Here is a 20,754-nt window from a genome sequence, read left to right as displayed (position 1 = left end):
ACGCCAAGACTGACGTAGGCCAGGATCCCATAGAGCAGTCGGGACGGTTTCGAGCGGGCTTGCCCCGCGATGAGGCCGGCAGCATCACTGAAGATTCGGAAGCCGAAGGCTAAGCATCAGCATTTGAACCTACTGTTTTCTTTAACTGACTGGCATTAGGCCGCCCCCTTGTTCACTGCCTCAGATATCCCAGATCAGATTGACCGCGACATTGCGGCCCGGCATGGTCAGGCGATCGAGACTGGCGGGTTGGGTCACGCCCGCTTCGCCGAGGCCGTCGTAGCCGCGCACCGAATCCCACTGCCAGTATTTCTTGTCGGTGAGGTTGTACAGGCCCGCGTTGACGGTGATGTCGTCGCTGACCTTGTAGAAGCCGCTCAGGTCCAGCACGCCGTAGCCGGGGGTGCGGAATTGCGAGCTGGTGCCGTCAGGCGCGAAGAAGGTGGTGTCGTCGACCCGGTTCTGGCGCTTGACCAGTGTCCAGCTGAGCAGGCCGCCGTAGTCAGGCTGTTCGTAACCCAGGCCGATGACGGCGGTCAGTGGGTTGACGCTGTTCAGGGGCTGGCCGTTGTCATCGTTGCGTCCATGCGCATAGGCCAGCTAGCCTTGGGTGTAGAGGCCCTGCGGTGAGCCGAAGTGACCGAGGTCCAGGCGCCCCTTGAACTCGGCGCCCTTGATGGTGGCGCGGCGGATGTTGTTGGCCTTGAAGGTCGCCTCCAGGTCGGCCGATTGCACGGCGTCCTCATTGATGAAGTCGCGGTACTTGTTATAGAACACCGCCACGTCGAAGTGGCCGGCGTCGAAGTGGCCGCGCAGACCGGTTTCGTAGCTCTTGCTCTTCTCGGGTTCGAGGCCAGGGTTGGGACTTACCCGGTAGCCCAGGGCGTCATTGTTGAAGCGGCCGTACATTGCCTTGGCGGTCGGCGTGCGGAAGCCTTCGGCGTACTGGCCATACCAGGTGTAGTGGTCATCGAACGCATAGGTCACGCCGAACTTGGGGGAGACGCGATGCCATTTCTTCTCGGAGTCGTCGATGTCCTCGGGCGTGCTGTTGCCGGTACTTTGCAGGCTACGCAGGAACTCGTCGGTCATCTTCGGTTCGAGACGGGTGTAGTCATAGCGCGCGCCCGGCAGGAAGGTCCAGTCGTTCCAGCGGATCTCGTCCTGGGCGAACAGGCTGTAGGTAGTGACGGTCGGGTCGGGGAAGTCGCTGACCAGGACCTGGCCGTCTCCAGGGCTGTCCTGGCCAATGGCTCTGCAATTGCCACCAATGCGCAAGCAGGTGCCAGTCCCGCTGCGCGAGCCGGTGACCTTGTTCTGTTTCAGCGTCGTCCCGTAGGTCAGCAGGTGCTCGGTGTCCCCCAGGCTGAAGGCTTTGTCTAGTTGAGCATCGAGCACCCACTGGCGATCCTTGTAGGTGGTATCGCGCGTTCGCAACACTTCTCGCGAAAACGGGAAATAGACCTCTTCGGTGGCCTGGTCGGTCTTGGCGACCTGGTAGTTCAAGCTCCATTTCACGTGGTCGGCCACGGGAGACGACAGAGCAAAATCATGATTGATGCCAAAACGTTCACGAGTGACAGTATCGTCAGCGGTGCGCGAGCGGTACATCCCGAGGCCGTTGCCGTCCGCGAAGGGCCCACCCACCGCGCTCAGCACGTCCTGATTCCGATCATCCTTGTAACGCTCGTAGGTGAACCCCAGACGCGCATCATCGGCATAGCTCCAGCCGAGCTTGGCCAGCACATTGGTCGTGCGCGCGTCCTGCGGGTTGGCCTCGGTACGGTTCAGGCCGGTGCCGCCATGCTCGCCATATGACTCGGTCTCGTGACCGTTGCGTTGGCTGAGGTGCAGCAGGCCGTCGAAGTCGCCCTGGCGGCCGGCCAGGGTAGCGGAGGTCAGCCAGCTTTCGTCGGCGGAGCTGTAGCCGGTTTTCAGGCGTGCGCCGACGTCCTTGCCGGGCTTGATGATGTCTTCGGGGTCGAGGGTGAGATAGCTGACGACACCGCCGATGGCATTGCTGCCATAGAGTACCGACGCGGGCCCGCGAAGGATCTCCACGCGCTTGATGATTTCGGGGTCGACATAATTGCGCTGGGTTTGCGCATAGGGGCCGTAGAAGAAGCTGTCAGGGATCGAGACGCCGTCGATCTGCGTCAGGATGCGCTCGCCGTCGATGCCTCGGATGTTGTAGCCGTTGAGGCCGCTACGCTGGCCTGTCCCGCCCACCGAGACTCCCGGCTCGTAGCGCACCAGTTGCTGGATGTCGTTGACGTTCTGCCGGTCGAGCTGGTCCCGGGTCTGCACGCTGACGGTGCTGGGCACCTGGCTGACATCCTGGGCACTGCGCGTGGCACTGACGGTCACCTGCTGCAAGGCGATGGTGTTGCGGGCCGCTTCACGTTCTAATACCACGTTGCCGTTACCGATCGTGCGCATGCGCAGTCCGGTTCCCTGCAGCAGGTGTTGCAAAGCGGTCTGCGGCGCGAGCGAGCCCTGTACGCCTGGCGAGGAGACGCCTTCGGCGATCTCGGCTGAAAAACCGACCTGCCAGCCTGTGACTCCGGTAAAGGCATTGATCGCTGAAACCAGCGGTTGCTGGGGAATGGCGAAGCGGTAGTCGCCCATGTGCGAGCCGCCGGCCTGGGCTGTCTCGACGGCGAGTGCCGGCAGGCCGCAGATGCCGCTGGCGAGCAAGGCCAGGGTCATCAGTGACAATTGACCCATGCGGCGAGTGGAGGTGGAAGGGCGTGTTGGACCTGTGGACATCGAAAGCGCTCCCTGTCGCGCGAACTGTTATAGGTTGTGGTTGATTCTCAAACAAGAATCAGTTGCATTGGCTATAACGAGACGAGCGGGGTTGTGCATTCGCGTAAAAATTTTGATTGTTCGTCGAATGTCACATGGCAGGGACTGGGAAATTGGAATGGTGGCTTTGGTGTATGGCAGAGGATTGCAGGGTCTGCCAAGTGCATGCCGTTGACTTTTGAGCGTCCTTGGGAGCTAGCGCTACCAGTGCGACGCGTCGCGAGGTGTATGCCATGGCATCTTCAGCGCCCTTGAGATCGAGCGCCGCCAGTGCGTCGCGTCGCGAGGTGTATGCCATGGCATCTTCAGCGCCCTTGAGATCGAGCGCCGCCCGCGCGGCGCGTCGCGGGACAAGCCCGCTCACCACATTTGTTGCAACGTACCATGGCCTGTGAGAGAGGAGTTGTCAGCCTTTGGGGCTTGGCTGAAGATTGCACGAAGGCCGTTGCCGACGCCTTGATATCTTTGTCATACACACAAGGCTAAAAGCTCGGTCTATCAGGCCATGGTACGTTGCAACAAATGTGGTGAGCGGGCTTGTCCCGCGACGCGCCGCGCGGGCGGCGCTCGATCTCAAGGGCGCTGAAGATGCCATGGCATACACCTCGCGACGCGACGCGCCGCGCGGGCGGCGCTCGATCTCAAGGGCGCTGAAGATGCCATGGCATACACCTCGCGACGCGACGCGCCGGCGGCGCTCGATCTCAAGGGTGCTGAAGATGCCATGACAGGCACCTTGCGCCGCGCCGCGCGGGGGCGCTCGATCTCAAGGGCGCTACAAACCTGACGACATGCATGCATGAATCAATCGAGGATAACCAGCGCAGGATACTCATGCAGCCGCGCCGAGGTGATATGGGCCAGCGCGCGCAAGGTCTCCAGCGGCTGGTCGAGACGATAGTTGCCGGTCACCGTCACATCCCGCAGGTGCTCGTTACGGTTGATGATCCACCCCGGATAGTAACGCCGCACCTCGTCCAGAACCTGGCTCAGCGGGCAGTTCTCGAACACCAGTCGACCCTGGACCCAGGCCAGATCCTTGTGCAGGTTCGGGCGCTGACGCTGACCGAAACCTTGGGGGCCGACGCTGATGCTGTCACCGGCACTCAAGCGGATACGCTGGTCGCTGGCGGCTCGCAGGTCGACATCGCCACGTTGGACCCGTACCTGGGCTTCGCCATCGAGATAGCGCACCGCGAAATCAGTATCGCGCACGCTCGCGCGCAACGGACCGGCCTCCACTTCCAGCGGGCGCTGGCTACCGCCAGGAACCTCGAAGAACGCTTCGCCCTGTAACAGGCGAGCGACCCGACGCCCCTCGTGCAGGTCGCTGGCAAAGGCCGAATCGGTGTTGAGCAAGACCCTGGCGCCATCGTCCAGCTGCACGCGCTGACGCTCGCCGACGACCGTCAGATGATCGGCCTGTAAACGCACCGGCAGATTGCCTATCGTGAACAGCCCGACCAGCAGCACGGCGGCGGTCGCCATGGGTTTCCAGTGGCGGTGCAGGCGCGAGCCCGGGCGACGTCGATGCTCAAGGTGCAGCTGCATGGCGGCCTGGCGCATGGCTGCGCCATTCCACAGGGCTTCGACCTCGACATAGGCACTAGCATTGGCCGCATCGGCTTCCAGCCAGGCTTCGAAGGCAGCGCTATCGGCCTCGCTGGCGCACTGCAGGCGGATCAGCCAATCCCGAGCCTCGTCCATGGCACGGGCGCGCGCGTCAAGCTCGGCGGGTGTCGGGCGAGAGACAGAGCTGTCAGTCACGGGTGGTCCTTGCTGTAGGCATTTTCTTTGAATGATCAGCGCTGTACCAAGGCCTGGCAAGGCCTTTGCGCACTCCGCTGGCGAGCGGTTAGCTCAGGCGCTCGGCCACGCCGATGCAGATTGCCATGATCAGCTTCAGTTCCTTCTGCACGGTGCTGGCCGACACCTTCAATTGCCTGGCAATTTCCAGGTGGCTGGCGCCATGCAGGCGGCTGAGGATGAAGATACGTTGCTGGCGCGCGCTCAGTTGGCCAAGGCTGACGCTCAGGTGCTTGAGCAACTGCCCGGCATGGGCGGCGTCCTCGCTGCTGCCCAGGGGCGCGGCCACGTTGTGCAGGACCTGTTCGGGTACATCGTCGAGCAGGGTGCGGGTCTGGACGCGTCGGGCGCGAAGATGATCGAGGGCGAGGTTGCGCGCGGTCTGGAACACGAACGGCTCGAGATGCTCGACCGGACGCTCGCCAAGCGCGCGCGTGACACGCAGGTAGGTCTCCTGCAGCAGGTCTTCGGCGGTGCTCGGGTTGTCGACCATGCGCTGCAGGGTACGCAGCAACGTGAGTCGTTGAGCGAGGAACACTGTGTCGAACCGGGACTGACTCACGGGGATACCTGAGCGAAACGTAGCGAATGATAATGCTTATCATCCGTACCGTTGGTCAAGACCCGCCTTGGTAAAGTTAAGGTAATGATGGCCAGGCCGAGCGACTGCGCGCCGACCTGGCCGATGATTGCTCATCGCGCGTTGCACAGCGCCAGGCAGTTATCCAGCATGCGATTGGAGAACCCCCATTCGTTGTCATACCACGCCATTACCTTGAGCATCCGCCCATTGGCGCGCGTGTGGTTGGCGTCGAAAATCGATGACAGCGGGTTATGGTTGAAGTCGCATGAGACCAGCGGCAACGCGTTGTAGCCCAGCACTCGCGAATGCTGACTGGCTTCCAGGAACAGGCGATTGACCTCCTCGGCACTGGTGTCGCGCTTGAGGTTGACCGTGAGATCGACCAGCGACACGTTGATCACCGGCACGCGCACCGCCATCCCGGTCAGCTTGCCCGCCAGCTCCGGCAGCACCAGGCCCACGGCTTCGGCGGCGCCGGTCTTGCTCGGGATCATCGACTGGGTGGCAGAGCGCGCGCGGAACGGGTCGCTATGGTAGACATCCGTCAATACCTGGTCGTTGGTGTAGGCATGGATAGTGGTCATCAGGCCTTGTTCGATACCGAACTCGCGGTCCAGTACCTGGGCCAGCGGCGCCAGGCAATTGGTGGTGCAGGAGGCGTTGGAGATGATCTGATGCGTCGCCCGCAGGACATCGTCGTTGACCCCATATACCACGGTAGCGTCCGCGCCCTTGGCTGGCGCCGAGATGATCACCTTGCGCGCGCCTGCCGCCAGATGGGCGGCGGCCTTGGCGCGGTCGGTGAACAAGCCGGTGCATTCGAACACCACGTCCACCGCTTCGGCTTTCCAGGGCAGCTCGGCGGGGTTGCGAATGGCGCTGACGGAAATACGGTCGCCGTTGACCGTCAGGCCTTCCTCATCGGCCTCGACCTGGCCGTCGAAGATACCGTGCACGCTGTCGTACTTGAGCAGATGGGCGTTGATGGCGCTGTCGCCCAGGTCGTTGATGGCGACGACCTGCAGGTCCTGGCGATAGCCTTGGGTATAGAGTGCGCGCAAGACATTGCGCCCGATGCGGCCGAATCCGTTGATGGCAATGCGAAGGGTCATGAAAGTACCTCTGGCAGACCGGGGAAGCTTGTGGCACAAAGAAGTCACACGCTTCACTGAAACGGTTTTGTTGTTGGAATTACAAGATTATTCCCTATTTGATAGAAAACAAGCCTTTTTGATGGCAGTATTTTGTTTAATCTACAACGAGCGATCAGTCGGATCGTCCCTTCAAAGTGTTGGACCCTGTCCATGGGCCAATCGTTTACAAGGGAAGCGCCCGCAGAGATCGCCCCATCGTCAGCCTGGAGTCCAGCACCATGCACCCGCGCATCCTTGAGGTCACCGAACGGCTGATCGCCCGCAGCCGCCCTACCCGTGAACGCTATCTGCAACTCATCCGTGCAGCAGCCACGGACGGGCCCATGCGTGCTCGCTTGCAGTGCGCCAACTTCGCCCATGGCGTCGCCGGCTGCGGGACAGAAGACAAGCAGAGCCTGCGTCTGATGAACGCGGCCAACGTCGCCATCGTCTCGGCCTACAACGATATGCTGTCGGCGCACCAGCCCTATGAGCACTATCCGGAACAGATCAGGCAGGCCCTGCGCGAGATCGGCTCGGTAGGCCAGGTGGCAGGCGGTGTGCCGGCCATGTGCGATGGCGTGACCCAGGGCGAGCCGGGCATGGAACTGGGCATCGCCAGCCGCGAGGTGATTGCCCTGTCCACGGCCATCGCCCTGTCGCACAACATGTTCGATGCGGCCCTGATGCTCGGCATCTGCGACAAGATCGTCCCTGGGCTGCTGATGGGCGCGCTGCGCTTCGGTCATCTGCCGACCCTGTTCGTCCCGGGTGGGCCGATGCCTTCAGGCATTTCCAACAAGGAAAAGGCCGACGTGCGCCAGCGCTACGCCGAGGGCAAGGCCAGTCGCGAGGAGCTGCTGGAGTCGGAGATGAAGTCCTATCACAGCCCAGGCACCTGCACCTTCTACGGCACGGCCAACACCAACCAGCTGCTGATGGAGGTGATGGGCTTGCATCTGCCCGGCGCGTCATTCGTCAACCCGTATACCCCTCTGCGCAACGCGCTCACGGTCGAAGCGGCGCAGCAGGTCACGCGCATGACCCAGGCGAGCGGCAACTTCATGCCCCTGGGCGAGATCGTCGACGAGAAGTCGCTGGTCAACTCCATCGTCGCGCTGCACGCCACCGGCGGCTCGACCAACCACACCCTGCACATGCCGGCCATCGCCCAGGCGGCGGGAATCCAGCTGACGTGGCAGGACATGGCCGAGCTGTCCGAGATCGTGCCGACGCTCGCGCATGTCTACCCGAACGGCAAGGCCGACATCAACCACTTCCAGGCGGCTGGCGGCATGGCCTTCCTGATCCGCGAGCTGCTTGACGCGGGCCTGCTTCACGAAGACGTCAACACCGTGGCGGGGCGTGGCCTGCGCCGCTATACCCAGGAGCCATTCCTCGACAACGGCCGCCTGGTCTGGCGCGAAGGCCCGCGCAGCAGCCTCGACGAAGATATCTTGCGACCGATGACACGGCCGTTCTCGCCCGAGGGCGGCTTGCGCGTCATGCAAGGCAACCTCGGTCGTGGCGTGATGAAAGTTTCCGCCGTGGCCCCCGAGCACCAAGTGGTAGAGGCCCCGGCGCGCGTGTTCCATGACCAGCAGGCGCTGGCCGATGCCTTCAAGGCCGGCGAGCTGGAATGCGATTTCGTGGCAGTCATGCGGTTCCAGGGGCCGCGCTGCAACGGCATGCCCGAGCTGCACAAGATGACGCCGTTCCTGGGTGTGCTGCAGGACCGTGGTTTCAAGGTAGCGCTGGTGACAGACGGACGCATGTCCGGCGCATCGGGCAAGATCCCCGCGGCGATCCATGTCTGCCCCGAGGCATTCGATGGTGGCCTGCTGGCAAAAGTGCGCGATGGTGATAGGGTGCGCGTGGACGGTGTCGAAGGCACGTTGCAGGTGATGGTGTCGGCCGAGGAACTGGCCGCGCGTGATCTGCCATCCGCGCCCCTTGGCAATGACCTGGGGTGCGGACGCGAGCTCTTCGGCTTCATGCGCATGGCGCTCAGCCCGGCCGAGCAGGGTGCCAGCGCCTTCACCTCGGCTTTGGAGAATCTCAAGTGAAAGTCTTGCTGGTTGGCGACATCGGAGGTACCAACGCACGCTTTGCCCTGTGGCGCGACAACCAGTTGCACGACGTGCAGGTATTCGCAACGACCGACTACACCAGCCCCGAGCAGGCCATCGAACGCTACCTTGCGGGCCATGACATCGCACGAGGCGGGGTAGCGGCGGTGTGCCTCGCTGTGGCCGGGCCGGTGGACGGAGACGAATTCCGCTTTACCAACAATCATTGGCATATCAATCGCCGCGCGTTTTGCGAACGTCTGCAGGTCGAGCAATTGCTCCTGCTCAATGATTTTTCCGCCATGGCGCTGGGCATGACCCGTCTGCAACCTGACGAGTACCGCCAGGTCTGCGAAGGGCAGGCCGATCCGACTCGTCCGGCGCTGGTCATCGGCCCGGGTACCGGCCTGGGCGTGGCCAGTCTGCTACGCCTGCAGCCGGGGCATTGGTTGGCGTTGCCGGGGGAGGGAGGACATGTCGACCTGCCGGTCGGCAATGCCCGCGAGGCGGCGATCCGTCAGCAGATCGAGGAACGCATCGGCCATGTCAGTGCCGAAAGCGTGCTCAGTGGAGGCGGGCTGGTGCAGCTGTACCAGACCATTTGCGCACTCGACGGTCAAAAACCTCGATACGAATCCCCGGCACAGCTCACCGAAGCCGCGCTGGCCGGCGATCCCGTGGCCTTGGCGGTAATCGAGCAGTTCTGCCGCTTCCTCGGGCGGGTGGTCGGTAACAATGTCCTGACCCTCGGTGCTCGTGGTGGGGTCTATATTGTCGGCGGTGTCATCCCGCACTTCGTGGAATTGTTCCTGCGTAGCGGCTTTACCGAGGCTCTCGTCGACAAAGGCTGTATGAGTGCTTATCTGACCGGCGTGCCGATTTGCCTGGTCACAGCGGAATTTTCCGGTCTGTTAGGCGCCGGAGTCGCCTTGCAGCAGGCCATCGAGCACTGATACATCGGACGCAGCGGGCAGCAGACCCGCGTTCAACAAAAAGGAAGGAATCGCTTGAGCACTGCCGGTAGATCGATCTTGATGGTCGACGACGACCAGGAAATCCGTGAGCTGCTACAGGTCTACCTGAGCCGCTCCGGTTTTCATGTACGCGCCGAGGCCGATGGCCATGGCTTTCGCCAGGCCCTGGACTGCGCGCCCTGCGACCTGGTCATTCTCGATGTGATGCTGCCGGACGAAGACGGCTTCAGCCTGTGCCGCTGGGTGCGTCAGCATCCCCGTCTGGCGCAGGTACCCATCATCATGCTGACCGCCAGTTCCGACGAGACCGATCGAATCATCGGCCTTGAACTCGGCGCCGACGACTACCTGGGCAAGCCGTTCAGCCCTCGCGAACTGCAGGCACGAATCAAGGCCCTGTTGCGCCGCGCCGAGTTCGGCCAGGCGCCGAGCCAGGCCGTGCTGGCGTTCGACAACTGGCGCCTGGATACCATCAGTCATCGGCTGTTCCACCGGGACGGCGAGGAAGTGATCCTGTCCGGCGCCGACTACGCCCTGCTCAAGCTGTTCCTCGATCACCCACAGCAAATCCTCGACCGCGACACCATCGGCAACGCGACCCGCGGCCGCGAGCCCATGCCGCTGGATCGCATCGTCGACATGGCGGTCAGTCGCCTGCGCCAGCGCCTGCGCGATATCGACAAGCCGCCGCGCCTGATCCGCACGGTACGCGGCAGTGGCTACCTGCTGGCGGCGCATGTCAGTCCCGCGCACTGAGCGGCGCTGGCGTCTGCTGCCTCGGTCGCTCCTGGGGCGCATGTTGCTGCTGACCTTGCTGGTGGTAGTGCTGGCGCAGGGGCTGTCCGGGCTGATCTGGGTCTCGCAACTGCGTGCCAGCCAGATGCAGGGCTTGCAGGCCAGTGCCGGCAGCCTGGCCCACTCCATGAGTGCCAGCGTCAGTTACCTGCGTTCGCTGCCGGTGGCCTATCGTCCATTGGTCCTGGATCAGTTGCGCAGCATGGGTGGTACGCGCTTCTTCGTTTCGCTCAACGATCGACCGCTGGACATGCAGATACTGCCCATCACCCCGCGCAAACAGGCCGTGATCGAGGTATTCCAGAAAGTCTTGCGCGAGCGCCTGGGCCAGCGGATGGAGGTGTCCGTGGAATTCGTCAGCCCCCAGGAGCTGCGCTTGTTCAACGGTGGGCTCAAGCTCGACGAGCTGCCGCGTTCCTGGGCCCACTATTCGCTGACCCTGGAGCCGCTCAACCCCCCGGTACTGGTGACGCAGATCCGCCTGGCCGAGGGCGAGTGGCTGTACATCGCCTCGTTGCTGCCCGAACCCTACACCAGCCTAGAGACAGAGACACTGCCACGTCAGCAGTTGATGTTCGTCTTCATCACCACCGGCTTGCTGCTGCTGTTCATCGGCTTGCTGGTGCATTGGCAGAGTCGTCCGCTCAAGCGTCTGGCGCGCGCGGCGCGCGAGCTGTCGCTGGGCGCCGATGTCGCGCCCGTAGCCGACGGCGGGGGCAGCGAAGTGGCCGAAGTGGCGCGGGCGTTCAACAGCATGCGCGAACGGATCAGCCGCTACCTTACCGAACGCAGTCAGCTGTTCAGCGCCATCTCCCACGACCTGCGCACCCCGATCACGCGCTTGCGCCTGCGCGTCGAACTGCTCGAGGACGAGCGGTTGCAGGCCCGCTTCGGGCGAGACCTGGACGAGCTCGAATTGCTGGTCAAGGGCGCTCTGCAGTGCGTCAAAGACACGGACATTCACGAGAACATCGAGGCGATCGATCTCAACCAGGTCCTGGAAATTCTCGCCGAGCCCTACCTCGGCGATGGCCGCATCACCCTCGAAGGGTGCGCCCTGGCGCCTTACGCTGGCAAACCGCTGGCGCTGCGCCGTTGCATCGGCAACCTGATCGACAATGCGATCAAGTACGGCGAGCGGGCACGCCTGCGTATCCACGACAGTACCACCGGGTTCGTCCTGCAGGTGGACGACCAGGGGCCGGGGGTACCTGAGCAGCGCCTTGAGCAGGTCTTCGAGCCTCACTTCCGCCTGGCCGGGCAGCAGCAGGGCTACGGGCTCGGCTTGGGCATCGCACGCAGCATCGCCCACAGTCACGGCGGCGAGGTCAGCCTGCTCAACCTGCGCAGGGGCGGGCTGCGCGTGACCCTGAGCCTGCCCCGGGGGACCGACTGAGGCCCAATGTCACAGCGCGGTGACATTTGCCCATCCCTTCGTGACCTGCCACGCGAGAGCAACTGGTTAGACTCCGGTAAAAGCGCAAGCCCTCATGACTTGCCTACTGCATAACAACAAGAAAGGTCTCTTCGATGAATGCGATCAATCGTCTCGCCGCTGTCATTTCCATTGCCTCCCTCATGCCCTTGAGCACGCACGCGGCCGGTAACGGCACGGTCGAAGTGCTGCACTGGTGGACATCCGGCGGCGAGGCCGCAGCCGTGGAAACCCTCAAGAAGCAGGTCGAGAGCGACGGCTTCACCTGGAAGGACAATGCGGTCGCCGGGGGTGGCGGTGCGGCGGCCATGACCGTGCTCAAGAGCCGCGCCGTGGCTGGCAACCCGCCCGCCGCGGCGCAGATCAAGGGGCCGGACATCCAGGAATGGGGCGCACTGGGCCTGCTCACCGAGCTCGACGAGGTCTCCGAGGCCAACCACTGGGACACGCTGCTGCCGCCCAAGGTCGCCGAGATCATGAAGTACGATGGCCATTACGTGGCCGTGCCAGTGAACATCCATCGGGTCAACTGGCTGTGGATCAACCCGCAGGCGCTGGCCAAGGCCGGGGCCACGGTACCGACCACCCTCGATGAACTCTTCGTTACTGCCGACAAGCTCAAGGCCGCCGGTTTCCAGCCGCTGGCCCACGGTGGTCAGCCGTGGCAGGACAGCACGGTGTTCGAAAGCCTGGCCCTGAGCATCCTCGGACCCAAGGGTTACCATGCCGCCTTCGTCGACCTCGACGAGAAGACCCTGACCGGGCCGGACATGATCAAGGTTTTCGAAACCCTCAAGCGCCTGGCAGGCTACATGGATGCCAACCGCGCCGGACGCGACTGGAACATCGCCGCCGCCGAGGTCATCAATGGCAGGGCCGGCATGCAGATCATGGGGGACTGGGCCAAGAGCGAGTGGACCGCGGCGGGCAAGGTCGCGGGCAAGGACTACCAGTGCGTGGCTTTCCCCGGCACCCAGGGCAGCTTCACCTACAACATCGATTCCCTGGCGATGTTCAAGCTCAAGGATCCCGACGATATCAAGGCTCAGAACGACCTGGCCAAGGTCGCCTTGGAGCCTAGCTTCCAGACCGTGTTCAACCAGAACAAAGGCTCGTTGCCAGTGCGCCAGGACATGGACATGAGCGCCTTCGACGCCTGCACCCAGGCCTCGGCCAAGGATTTCAAGGAAGCTGAAAAAGGCGAAGGTCTGCAGCCGAGCATGGCGCACAACATGTCCTCGTCACTGGCGGTGCAAGGGGCGATCTTCGACGTCGTCACACACTTCCTCAACCATCCAGATGCCGATCCTGCCATGACGGCCAAGCAGCTGAACTCGGCCATCAAGTCGGCCAGATAAGCCCGCCACGGCACCCGCGCAGGCTTTTGCGCCGCGACATCGGGCAGGGCGACTCCGATCGCCTTGCCGACTTCCCGGGGCAACCCCGCGGTGCCTGCCTGCATCTCCTGATCGAGACCTATCCATGACCACAGTCGCCACTCGCCTCCGGCGCTCTCCGCTGGATGCCCTGCAACGCTGGCTGCCGAAACTGGTATTGGCGCCCAGCATGTTGATCATCCTGGTGGGCTTCTATGGCTACATCCTCTGGACGCTCGTGCTGTCCTTCACCAACTCCAGCTTCATGCCCAGCTACAAATGGGTCGGCCTGACCCAGTACATGAAATTGCTGGAAAACGATCGCTGGTGGGTCGCCAGCAAGAACCTGCTGGTGTTCGGCGGGCTGTTCATCGGCATCAGCCTGCTGATCGGTGTATTGCTGGCGGTGCTACTGGACCAGCGCATCCGCCGCGAAGGCTTTATCCGCACGGTGTATCTCTACCCCATGGCGCTGTCGATGATCGTGACCGGCACGGCCTGGAAGTGGCTGCTCAACCCAGGGCTCGGCCTGGACAAGCTGCTGCGCGACTGGGGCTGGGAAGGCTTTCGCTTCGACTGGCTGGTAGACCCGGAGCGGGTGGTCTATTGCCTGGTCATCGCTGCCGTCTGGCAGTCCTCGGGGTTTGTCATGGCATTGTTCCTGGCCGGTCTGCGCGGGGTCGACCCCTCGATCATCCGCGCCGCCCAGGTCGATGGCGCCAGCCTGCCACGGATTTACCTGCGCATCGTTCTGCCCAGCCTGCGGCCGGTGTTCTTCAGCGCGCTGATGATCCTCGCGCACATCGCCATCAAGAGCTTCGACCTGGTCGCGGCGATGACTGCCGGCGGCCCCGGTTACGCGTCCGACCTGCCGGCCATGTTCATGTACGCCTTCACCTTCAGTCGCGGCCAGATGGGCATGGGCTCGGCCAGCGCGATCCTGATGCTGGGCGCCATCCTGGCGATCCTGGTCCCCTACCTGTATTCGGAGCTCAGGAGCAAGCGTCATGACTAGTCATCGCTGGTTTTCCCCCAGCCGCCTGGCGATCCACGCCACGTTGCTGCTGGCCTGCGCGCTGTACCTGATCCCCTTGATCGTGATGCTGCTGACCAGCTTCAAGTCGCCCGAGGACATTCGTACCGGCAACCTGCTCAGTTGGCCGCACGTGATCACCGGCAGCGGTTGGCTCACGGCCTGGGACGCGGTAGGTGGCTATTTCTGGAACTCGGTGAAGATCACCTTGCCGGCGGTGCTGATCTCCACGTTGCTCGGTGCGCTGAACGGCTACGTACTGTCCATGTGGCGTTTTCGCGGGTCGCAGCTGTTCTTCGGTCTGCTGCTGTTCGGCTGCTTCCTGCCGTTCCAGACGGTCCTGCTGCCAGCCTCCTTCACCCTCGGCAAGTTGGGCCTGGCCAGTACCACCACCGGCCTGGTGTTGATCCATGTGGTCTACGGGCTGGCCTTCACCACGCTGTTCTTCCGCAACTACTACTGCAGCGTGCCGCACGCCCTGGTGCAGGCGGCGCGACTGGACGGCGCGGGGTTCTTCACCATCTTCGGGCGAATTCTGCTGCCGATGTCGGTGCCGATCATCATGGTTTGCCTGATCTGGCAGTTCACCCAGATCTGGAACGACTTCCTCTTCGGCGTGGTATTCGCCAGTGGCGATGCCCAGCCCATCACCGTGGCACTGAACAACCTGGTCAACACCAGTACCGGGGTCAAGCAGTACAACGTCGACATGGCAGCGGCAATGATCGCCGGGTTACCGACCCTGCTGGTCTATGTCGTGGCCGGCAAATACTTTCTGCGCGGCCTGACCGCTGGCGCGGTCAAGGGGTGAGATATGGCACGGCTCGAATTACGCAACGTCAACAAGCGCTACGGCAGCGGATTGCCCGATACCCTCAAGGCTATCGACCTGGCGATCGATTCCGGCGAGTTCCTGATCCTGGTCGGCCCGTCGGGCTGCGGCAAGTCCACCCTGATGAACTGCATTGCCGGCCTGGAGCAGATCAGTGGTGGCGAGATCCTCGTGGAGGGGGCCGATATCAGCGCCATGAGTCCCAAGGATCGGGATATCGCCATGGTATTCCAGTCTTACGCGCTGTACCCGACCATGTCCGTGCGCGACAACATCGCCTTCGGCCTGAAGATCCGCAAGATGCCGCAGTCGGCCATCGACGAGGAAGTGGCGCGGGTCGCCAAGCTGTTGCAGATCGAACACCTGTTGGCGCGCAAGCCATCCCAGCTTTCCGGCGGCCAGCAGCAACGGGTCGCCATGGGCCGCGCCTTGGCGCGGCGGCCCAAGATCTACCTGTTCGACGAGCCGCTGTCCAACCTGGACGCCAAGCTGCGGGTGGAGATGCGCACCGAGATCAAGCTGATGCACCAGCGGCTGAAGACCACCACGGTATACGTGACCCACGACCAGATCGAGGCCATGACCCTGGGCGACAAGGTAGCGGTGATGAAGGACGGGCTGATCCAGCAGTTCGGCACGCCGCAGCAGATCTACAACGACCCGGCCAACCTGTTCGTCGCCAGCTTCATCGGCTCGCCGCCGATGAACTTCATTCCAGCCAGACTGCAGCGCCAGGGCGGGCGCTTGATGGCATTGCTCGACAGCAGCCAGGGACGCTGTGAATTGCCATTGAGTAGGGATATTCAGGGCCTGGAAGCGCGTGAGGTGGTACTTGGCATTCGCCCCGAACAGATCGTCATGGGTGGGGCGGAAGGTAATGGACTGCCGTCCATTCGTGCCCAGGTCCAGGTCACCGAGCCGACCGGGCCCGATCTGCTGGTGTTCGTGACACTCAACCAGACCAAGGTCTGTTGCCGCCTCGCGCCGGACGTCAGTTGCTGCATAGGTGACAGCCTGGCGCTGCAATTCGACCCGGCGCGGGTGCTGCTGTTCGACAGCGCCAGCGGTGAGCGTCTGGACCTGGCCGCGCCAGCCTGCGTCACGCAGGATAATGTGGCCCGCTTTACGGGACGTTGAAGCGTCCCGCCATCAATAACAAGAAATGGAGAACAACACGATGGAGCATCGCAAGCGCAACAGGTTGCTGGGGTCGTTCATTGCACTGGCAGTGGCCGGCGGCGTGGGGAGCGCGCAGGCAGCCGAGGCCTTCTCGACCGAGTCCCGATGGATGAGCGGTGACTGGGGCGGCACACGCACCGAATTGCTCGACAGGGGATACGACTTCAGTCTCGATTACGTCGGTGAAGTCGCCGGCAACCTGCATGGCGGTTTCAACGATGACAGGACGGCTCGCTACAGCGACCAGTTCGCCCTGGGCATGCACCTGGACCTGCAGAAGATCCTGGGCTGGCAGAACGCCGAGTTCAAGCTGGCGATCACTGAGCGCAGCGGACGGAACCTGTCCAACGATCGCATCAGCGATCCGCGCGCCGGGCACTTCAGCTCGGTGCAGGAGGTCTGGGGCAGGGGCCAGACGTGGCGCCTGACGCAGTTGTGGGTCAAGCAGAAGTACCTGGACGGTGCCCTGGACGTGAAGTTCGGCCGATTCGGGCCCGGCGAGGAATTCAACAGTTTCCCTTGCGACTTCCAGAACCTGGCCTTCTGTGGCTCCCAAGTGGGTAACTGGGTCGGAGGTATCTGGTATAACTGGCCGGTCAGCCAGTGGGCGCTTCGCGTCAGATATGACCTCACGCCAGCGTTTGCCGTGCAGGTCGGTGCCTTCGAGCAGAACCCCTCGAACCTGGAAACCGGCAACGGCTTCAAGCTCAGCGGCAGCGGTACCAAGGGCGCGATCCTGCCGGTGGAGGCGATCTGGACACCTTCGCTCAATGGTCTGCCGGGCGAGTACCGGCTGGGTTATTACTACAGCACCGCCCGCGCCGACGATGTCTACGACGATGTCGATGGTCAGCCTCAGGCGCTGACCGGCAATGCTTCCAAGTCCCATGACTCCAAGCATGGCTGGTGGGTAGTGGCGCAGCAGCAGGTCACTGCGCACAACGGCGATGCCGATCGTGGCCTGAGCCTGTTCGCCAACTTCACCGTGCACGACAAGGCCACCAACGTGGTCGATAACTACCAGCAGGTCGGAATGGTCTACAAGGGTGCCTTCGATGCACGACCCAAGGACGACATCGGCTTCGGTATCGCGCGTATCCACGTCAATGACGATGTCGCCAGGCGCGCGGAGCTGCTCAATGCGCAGAGTGGCATTGGCGATTACGACAACCCCGGCTTCGTGCCGGTGCAACGTACCGAGTACAACGCCGAGCTGTATTACGGCTTCCATGTCACCAACTGGCTGACCGTGCGGCCCAACCTGCAATACATCAAGCGTCCAGGTGGGGTGGACGAAGTGGACAACGCGTTGGTTGCGGGTTTGAAGATTCAGTCGTCGTTCTAGCCTGACGGCTGCGGGCATGTATCGAACCTCGGCGACTCCGATACGGAGTCGTCCGGTTTGCAGTACCGTTCAGTCAACGCACGCGCCAACCTTCCTGCGGGAGCCACGCACGCTGGCCGATGACGCTGGCCTGCTTCAATTGAGTTCATCGTCCTCGATCGGATAACGGCTGGCGTTGAGGCTTTCCTTGATCTTGCGCAGGTGCGGCTGGAAATCCACGCCTCGACGCAGGGTCATGCCGGTGGCCAGGACGTCCAGCACCGTCAGCTGGATGATCCGCGACGTCATCGGCATATAGATGTCGGTGTCTTCCGGCAAGGGAATGTGCAGGGCCATGCTGCAAGCCTGAGCCAGCGGCGAACCGGCGGCCGTGAGAGCCAGGACCGATGCACCGTTTTCCCGTGCCAGGCGCGCCACTTCCACCAGTTCGCGTGTGCGCCCAGTGTAGGAAATGATCACGAACAGATCGCCCGTATGGGTCACGGAAGCCAGCATGCGCTGCATCAGTACGTCGGCATGCGCCGATACGGCCAGGTTGAAGCGGAAGAACTTGTGCTGTGCATCCAGTGCCACGGGTGCCGAGGCGCCCAGGCCGAAGAAGTGGATCTGCCGGGCCTGGATCAACATGTCCACGGCACGGCTGACCTGCTGTGGATCGAGCTGCTGGCAAGCGCTGTCGAGAGAAGCGATGGCGCTGCCGAAGATCTTCTGGGTATAGGCGGCCGGGTCGTCGTCGGCCTCCACGGCGCGACTGACGTAAGCGGCGCCGCTGGCCAGACTCTGCGCCAGCTGCAGCTTGAGTTCGGGGTAACCATTGACGCCGAAGGAACGGCAGAAACGGTTGACGGTCGGTTCACTGACCTTCGCCGCCTGGGCCAGGGCGGCGATGCTGAAGCGGGTAGCTTGTTGCGGATTGAGCAGGATGACTTCGGCGACTTTGCGTTCGGCCTTGTTCAGCTCGTCCAGGCGTCCCTGGATCTGCTCCAGGAGATTTCGCACGCGGTCCATGGTGTGTCCTTGAGTCGGGAAGACAGCCGGCTGGCAAGGCAGCAGGCTTGTTGCAGGGAATGTCTATCGTACTGGTTGAGGTGTCGGGCAACCACTTGTCTGTAGCGCTCGTCTAAAATGTTGTTGTTTTTACTACATCGACCCTTGAAATGCAGGGGTAAACACGGTATTTCTTGTTCAACTTTATAAAAGAACCAACATCATGGCCGCAATCAGTGTCGAACCTTGCACCTTTGCCCTGTTTGGCGCCCTCGGCGACCTGGCCTTGCGCAAGCTCTTTCCCGCGCTTTACCAATTGGACAGGGCAGGGCTCCTGCATGCGGACTCACGCCTCTTGGCGTTGGCGCGCGAGCCGGGCGATCCACAAGCGCACCTGGCCACTATCGAGGCCAGTCTGCGTGAGTTCGTCCCGGAGGCAGATATCGATGCCGTCGTCCTGCAGCGCTTCACCGAGCGTCTGAATTACCTCCAGCTGGATTTTCTCCAGGCCGACGGGTATCAGGTACTGGCCGAGCGGGCTGGCAGCGAGTTGACGCTGATCGCTTATTTCGCGACGCCGGCGGCAGTCTACGGGGCCATTTGCGAGAACCTCGACAGAGCCGGTCTCGCTTCGCGGACGCGGGTGGTACTGGAGAAACCCATCGGCCATGACTTGGAGTCTTCGCGGCGGGTGAATGACGCCGTGGCGCGTTTCTTCCCGGAAAACCGCGTCTACCGCATCGACCATTACCTGGGCAAGGAGACGGTCCAGAACCTCATTGCCCTGCGTTTTGCCAACAGCCTGTTCGAAACCCAGTGGAACCAGAACTCCATCTCCCACGTGGAAATCACCGTGGCCGAGAAGGTCGGTATCGAGGGGCGCTGGGGTTACTTCGACCAGGCCGGGCAATTGCGCGACATGATCCAGAACCACCTGCTGCAACTGCTTTGCCTGATCGCCATGGATCCGCCCAGCGACCTGTCCGCCGACAGCATTCGTGACGAGAAGGTCAAGGTGCTCAAGGCGTTGGCGCCGATCACCGGCGAGGGGCTGGGCACGCGCGTGGTACGCGGCCAGTACATCGCCGGTTACAGTGAGGGCCGGCCCGTGCCGGGCTACCTGGAAGAGGACAATGCCAACGCGCAGAGCGATACCGAGACCTTCGTGGCCTTGCGCGCCGACATCCGCAACTGGCGCTGGGCAGGCGTGCCTTTCTATCTGCGTACCGGCAAGCGCATGCCGCACAAGCTGTCGCAGATCGTCATCCACTTCAAGGAACCGCCGCACTACATCTTTGCGCCGGAACAGCGGTTGCAGATCGGCAACAAGCTGATCATCCGCTTGCAACCGGATGAGGGGATTTCCTTGAGGGTGATGACCAAGGAGCAGGGGCTGGACAAGGGCATGCAGCTGCGTAGCGGGCCCCTGCAATTGAATTTTTCCGACGCCTGGCGCAGTGCGCGGATTCCGGATGCCTACGAGCGCTTGCTGTTGGAAGTGATGCGCGGCAACCAGAACCTGTTCGTGCGCAAGGACGAGATCGAATATGCATGGAAATGGTGCGACCAGCTCATCGCGGGTTGGAAGAGCGCAAGCGATGCTCCCAAGCCGTACGCGGCCGGATCGTGGGGCCCGATGAGCTCGATCGCACTGATCACTCGCGATGGGAGGTCATGGTATGGCGATATCTGATGTGCAACTGCCTGGCACGGTGAATGTGCATGAACTGGACGACGCGACGACGTTGGCCGAAACATTGGCGCAGGATGTGGCCGAGCGTCTGCGCACGGCCATCGCCGACAAGGGCCAGGCTACCGTGGTGCTGTCCGGTGGTCGTAGCCCGGTGCCGTTTCTCGAGCGTCTGGCCACCCAGGAGCTGGACTGGTCGAAGGTGGTGGTCAGCCTTGCCGACGAGCGCTGGGTGCCGGTCGAGCACGCCGACAGCAATGCCGGCCTGCTCAAGCGCCATCTGCTGAAAGACAAGGCGGCCAAGGCACGCTTCATCGGTCTTTATCATCCAGCCGCAGATCTGCAGGCGGCCGCCGACGAGGCCGAGCAAGCACTCGCCGAGCTGCCGGGCATAGACGTGCTGGTGCTGGGAATGGGTGACGATGGGCATACCGCTTCGCTGTTCCCTGATAGTCCGAACCTGGCTCAGGGACTGGAGCGTACCGGCTCGCGACGCTGCCTGCCGATGCTCGCGCCGAGCGTGCCTCACCAGCGTCTGAGCATGACCCGAGCCCTGCTGGCCAGCGCCCGCTTCATTGCCTTGTCCGTGCAAGGCCCGAGCAAACTCGCTACCCTGCGCGCCGCATTGGACGGCAATGACCCGACCGTCATGCCGATAAGCGCCTTTCTACACGACCCCCTGGACATCTACTGGTGCCCATGAGCCAAG

At 62.9% G+C, this 20,754-nt stretch carries 16 protein-coding genes and 1 pseudogene; 12 read left to right on the top strand and 5 right to left on the bottom strand.

What is annotated here, in order from left to right:
• Positions 1-180 precede the first annotated feature (180 nt).
• Positions 181-2,769 (bottom strand): annotated as a pseudogene (locus tag G7009_RS26490) (TonB-dependent receptor).
• 700 nt (positions 2,770-3,469) lie between these two features.
• On the opposite strand from G7009_RS26490, the gene G7009_RS27945 reads away from it, so the two are divergent.
• Entirely contained in the window at positions 3,470-3,595 is a 126-nt protein-coding gene (locus tag G7009_RS27945; RefSeq protein ID WP_258198062.1) for a hypothetical protein, read from the top strand.
• 17 nt (positions 3,596-3,612) lie between these two features.
• Here the strand turns inward: G7009_RS27945 and G7009_RS26485 are convergent, their stop codons facing one another.
• The 3 genes from G7009_RS26485 to gap all read right to left on the bottom strand — a co-directional run bounded on the left by G7009_RS26485 (position 3,613) and on the right by gap (position 6,309).
• Positions 3,613-4,575, bottom strand: a complete 963-nt coding sequence (locus G7009_RS26485) for a FecR family protein (protein ID WP_181133232.1) — start codon at positions 4,573-4,575, stop codon at positions 3,613-3,615.
• An 88-nt stretch (positions 4,576-4,663) separates the two neighbouring features.
• Positions 4,664-5,176, bottom strand: coding sequence for an RNA polymerase sigma factor (locus G7009_RS26480; RefSeq protein WP_181133231.1), 513 nt, complete (start codon positions 5,174-5,176; stop codon positions 4,664-4,666).
• 131 nt (positions 5,177-5,307) lie between these two features.
• The gene (gene gap, locus G7009_RS26475) at positions 5,308-6,309 is read right to left on the bottom strand and encodes a type I glyceraldehyde-3-phosphate dehydrogenase (RefSeq protein ID WP_181133230.1); all 1,002 of its coding nucleotides are present in this window, start codon (positions 6,307-6,309) and stop codon (positions 5,308-5,310) included.
• 260 nt (positions 6,310-6,569) lie between these two features.
• On the opposite strand from gap, the gene edd reads away from it, so the two are divergent.
• The 9 genes from edd to G7009_RS26430 all read left to right on the top strand — a co-directional run bounded on the left by edd (position 6,570) and on the right by G7009_RS26430 (position 17,368).
• Entirely contained in the window at positions 6,570-8,396 is a 1,827-nt protein-coding gene (edd, locus tag G7009_RS26470; protein WP_181133229.1) for a phosphogluconate dehydratase, read from the top strand.
• Positions 8,393-9,352: a glucokinase gene (locus G7009_RS26465; RefSeq protein ID WP_181133228.1), complete on the top strand. Its 960-nt coding sequence runs from the start codon at positions 8,393-8,395 to the stop codon at positions 9,350-9,352. The genes edd and G7009_RS26465 overlap by 4 nt, the downstream gene beginning before the upstream one ends.
• Before the next feature lie 54 nt (positions 9,353-9,406).
• Positions 9,407-10,129, top strand: coding sequence for a response regulator (locus tag G7009_RS26460; RefSeq protein WP_181133227.1), 723 nt, complete (start codon positions 9,407-9,409; stop codon positions 10,127-10,129).
• Positions 10,110-11,564, top strand: a complete 1,455-nt coding sequence (locus G7009_RS26455; RefSeq protein WP_181133226.1) for an ATP-binding protein — start codon at positions 10,110-10,112, stop codon at positions 11,562-11,564. Before G7009_RS26460 ends, G7009_RS26455 begins: the two co-directional genes overlap by 20 nt.
• A 134-nt stretch (positions 11,565-11,698) precedes the next feature.
• Positions 11,699-12,961 carry an ABC transporter substrate-binding protein gene (locus G7009_RS26450; protein ID WP_181133225.1) on the top strand — a complete coding sequence of 421 codons (1,263 nt, stop codon included), beginning with the start codon at positions 11,699-11,701 and terminating at the stop codon, positions 12,959-12,961.
• 124 nt (positions 12,962-13,085) lie between these two features.
• Positions 13,086-13,994, top strand: a complete 909-nt coding sequence (locus tag G7009_RS26445) for a carbohydrate ABC transporter permease (RefSeq protein WP_181133224.1) — start codon at positions 13,086-13,088, stop codon at positions 13,992-13,994.
• Positions 13,987-14,823: a carbohydrate ABC transporter permease gene (locus G7009_RS26440; protein ID WP_181133223.1), complete on the top strand. Its 837-nt coding sequence runs from the start codon at positions 13,987-13,989 to the stop codon at positions 14,821-14,823. The genes G7009_RS26445 and G7009_RS26440 overlap by 8 nt, the downstream gene beginning before the upstream one ends.
• Before the next feature lie 3 nt (positions 14,824-14,826).
• The gene (locus tag G7009_RS26435; protein ID WP_181133222.1) at positions 14,827-15,981 is read left to right on the top strand and encodes an ABC transporter ATP-binding protein; all 1,155 of its coding nucleotides are present in this window, start codon (positions 14,827-14,829) and stop codon (positions 15,979-15,981) included.
• A 40-nt stretch (positions 15,982-16,021) separates the two neighbouring features.
• Complete coding sequence (locus G7009_RS26430; protein WP_181133221.1) at positions 16,022-17,368, top strand: carbohydrate porin; 1,347 nt, start codon at positions 16,022-16,024, stop codon at positions 17,366-17,368.
• Between the two features lie 135 nt (positions 17,369-17,503).
• Here the strand turns inward: G7009_RS26430 and hexR are convergent, their stop codons facing one another.
• Complete coding sequence (hexR, locus tag G7009_RS26425; RefSeq protein ID WP_308813354.1) at positions 17,504-18,367, bottom strand: DNA-binding transcriptional regulator HexR; 864 nt, start codon at positions 18,365-18,367, stop codon at positions 17,504-17,506.
• A 211-nt stretch (positions 18,368-18,578) separates the two neighbouring features.
• On the opposite strand from hexR, the gene zwf reads away from it, so the two are divergent.
• A complete protein-coding gene (gene zwf, locus G7009_RS26420; protein WP_181133219.1) occupies positions 18,579-20,048 on the top strand; it encodes a glucose-6-phosphate dehydrogenase in 1,470 nt (489 codons plus the stop codon).
• A complete protein-coding gene (pgl, locus tag G7009_RS26415; protein WP_181133218.1) occupies positions 20,035-20,748 on the top strand; it encodes a 6-phosphogluconolactonase in 714 nt (237 codons plus the stop codon). The genes zwf and pgl overlap by 14 nt, the downstream gene beginning before the upstream one ends.
• The last annotated feature ends 6 nt before the right edge of the window (positions 20,749-20,754 follow it).

Origin of the sequence: Pseudomonas capeferrum (assembly GCF_013523055.1) — a bacterium.
GTDB lineage: Bacteria > Pseudomonadota > Gammaproteobacteria > Pseudomonadales > Pseudomonadaceae > Aquipseudomonas > Aquipseudomonas capeferrum_A.
Note: the sequence above shows the minus strand (reverse complement) of the source record. Positions and strands in the feature narration are given on the sequence as shown.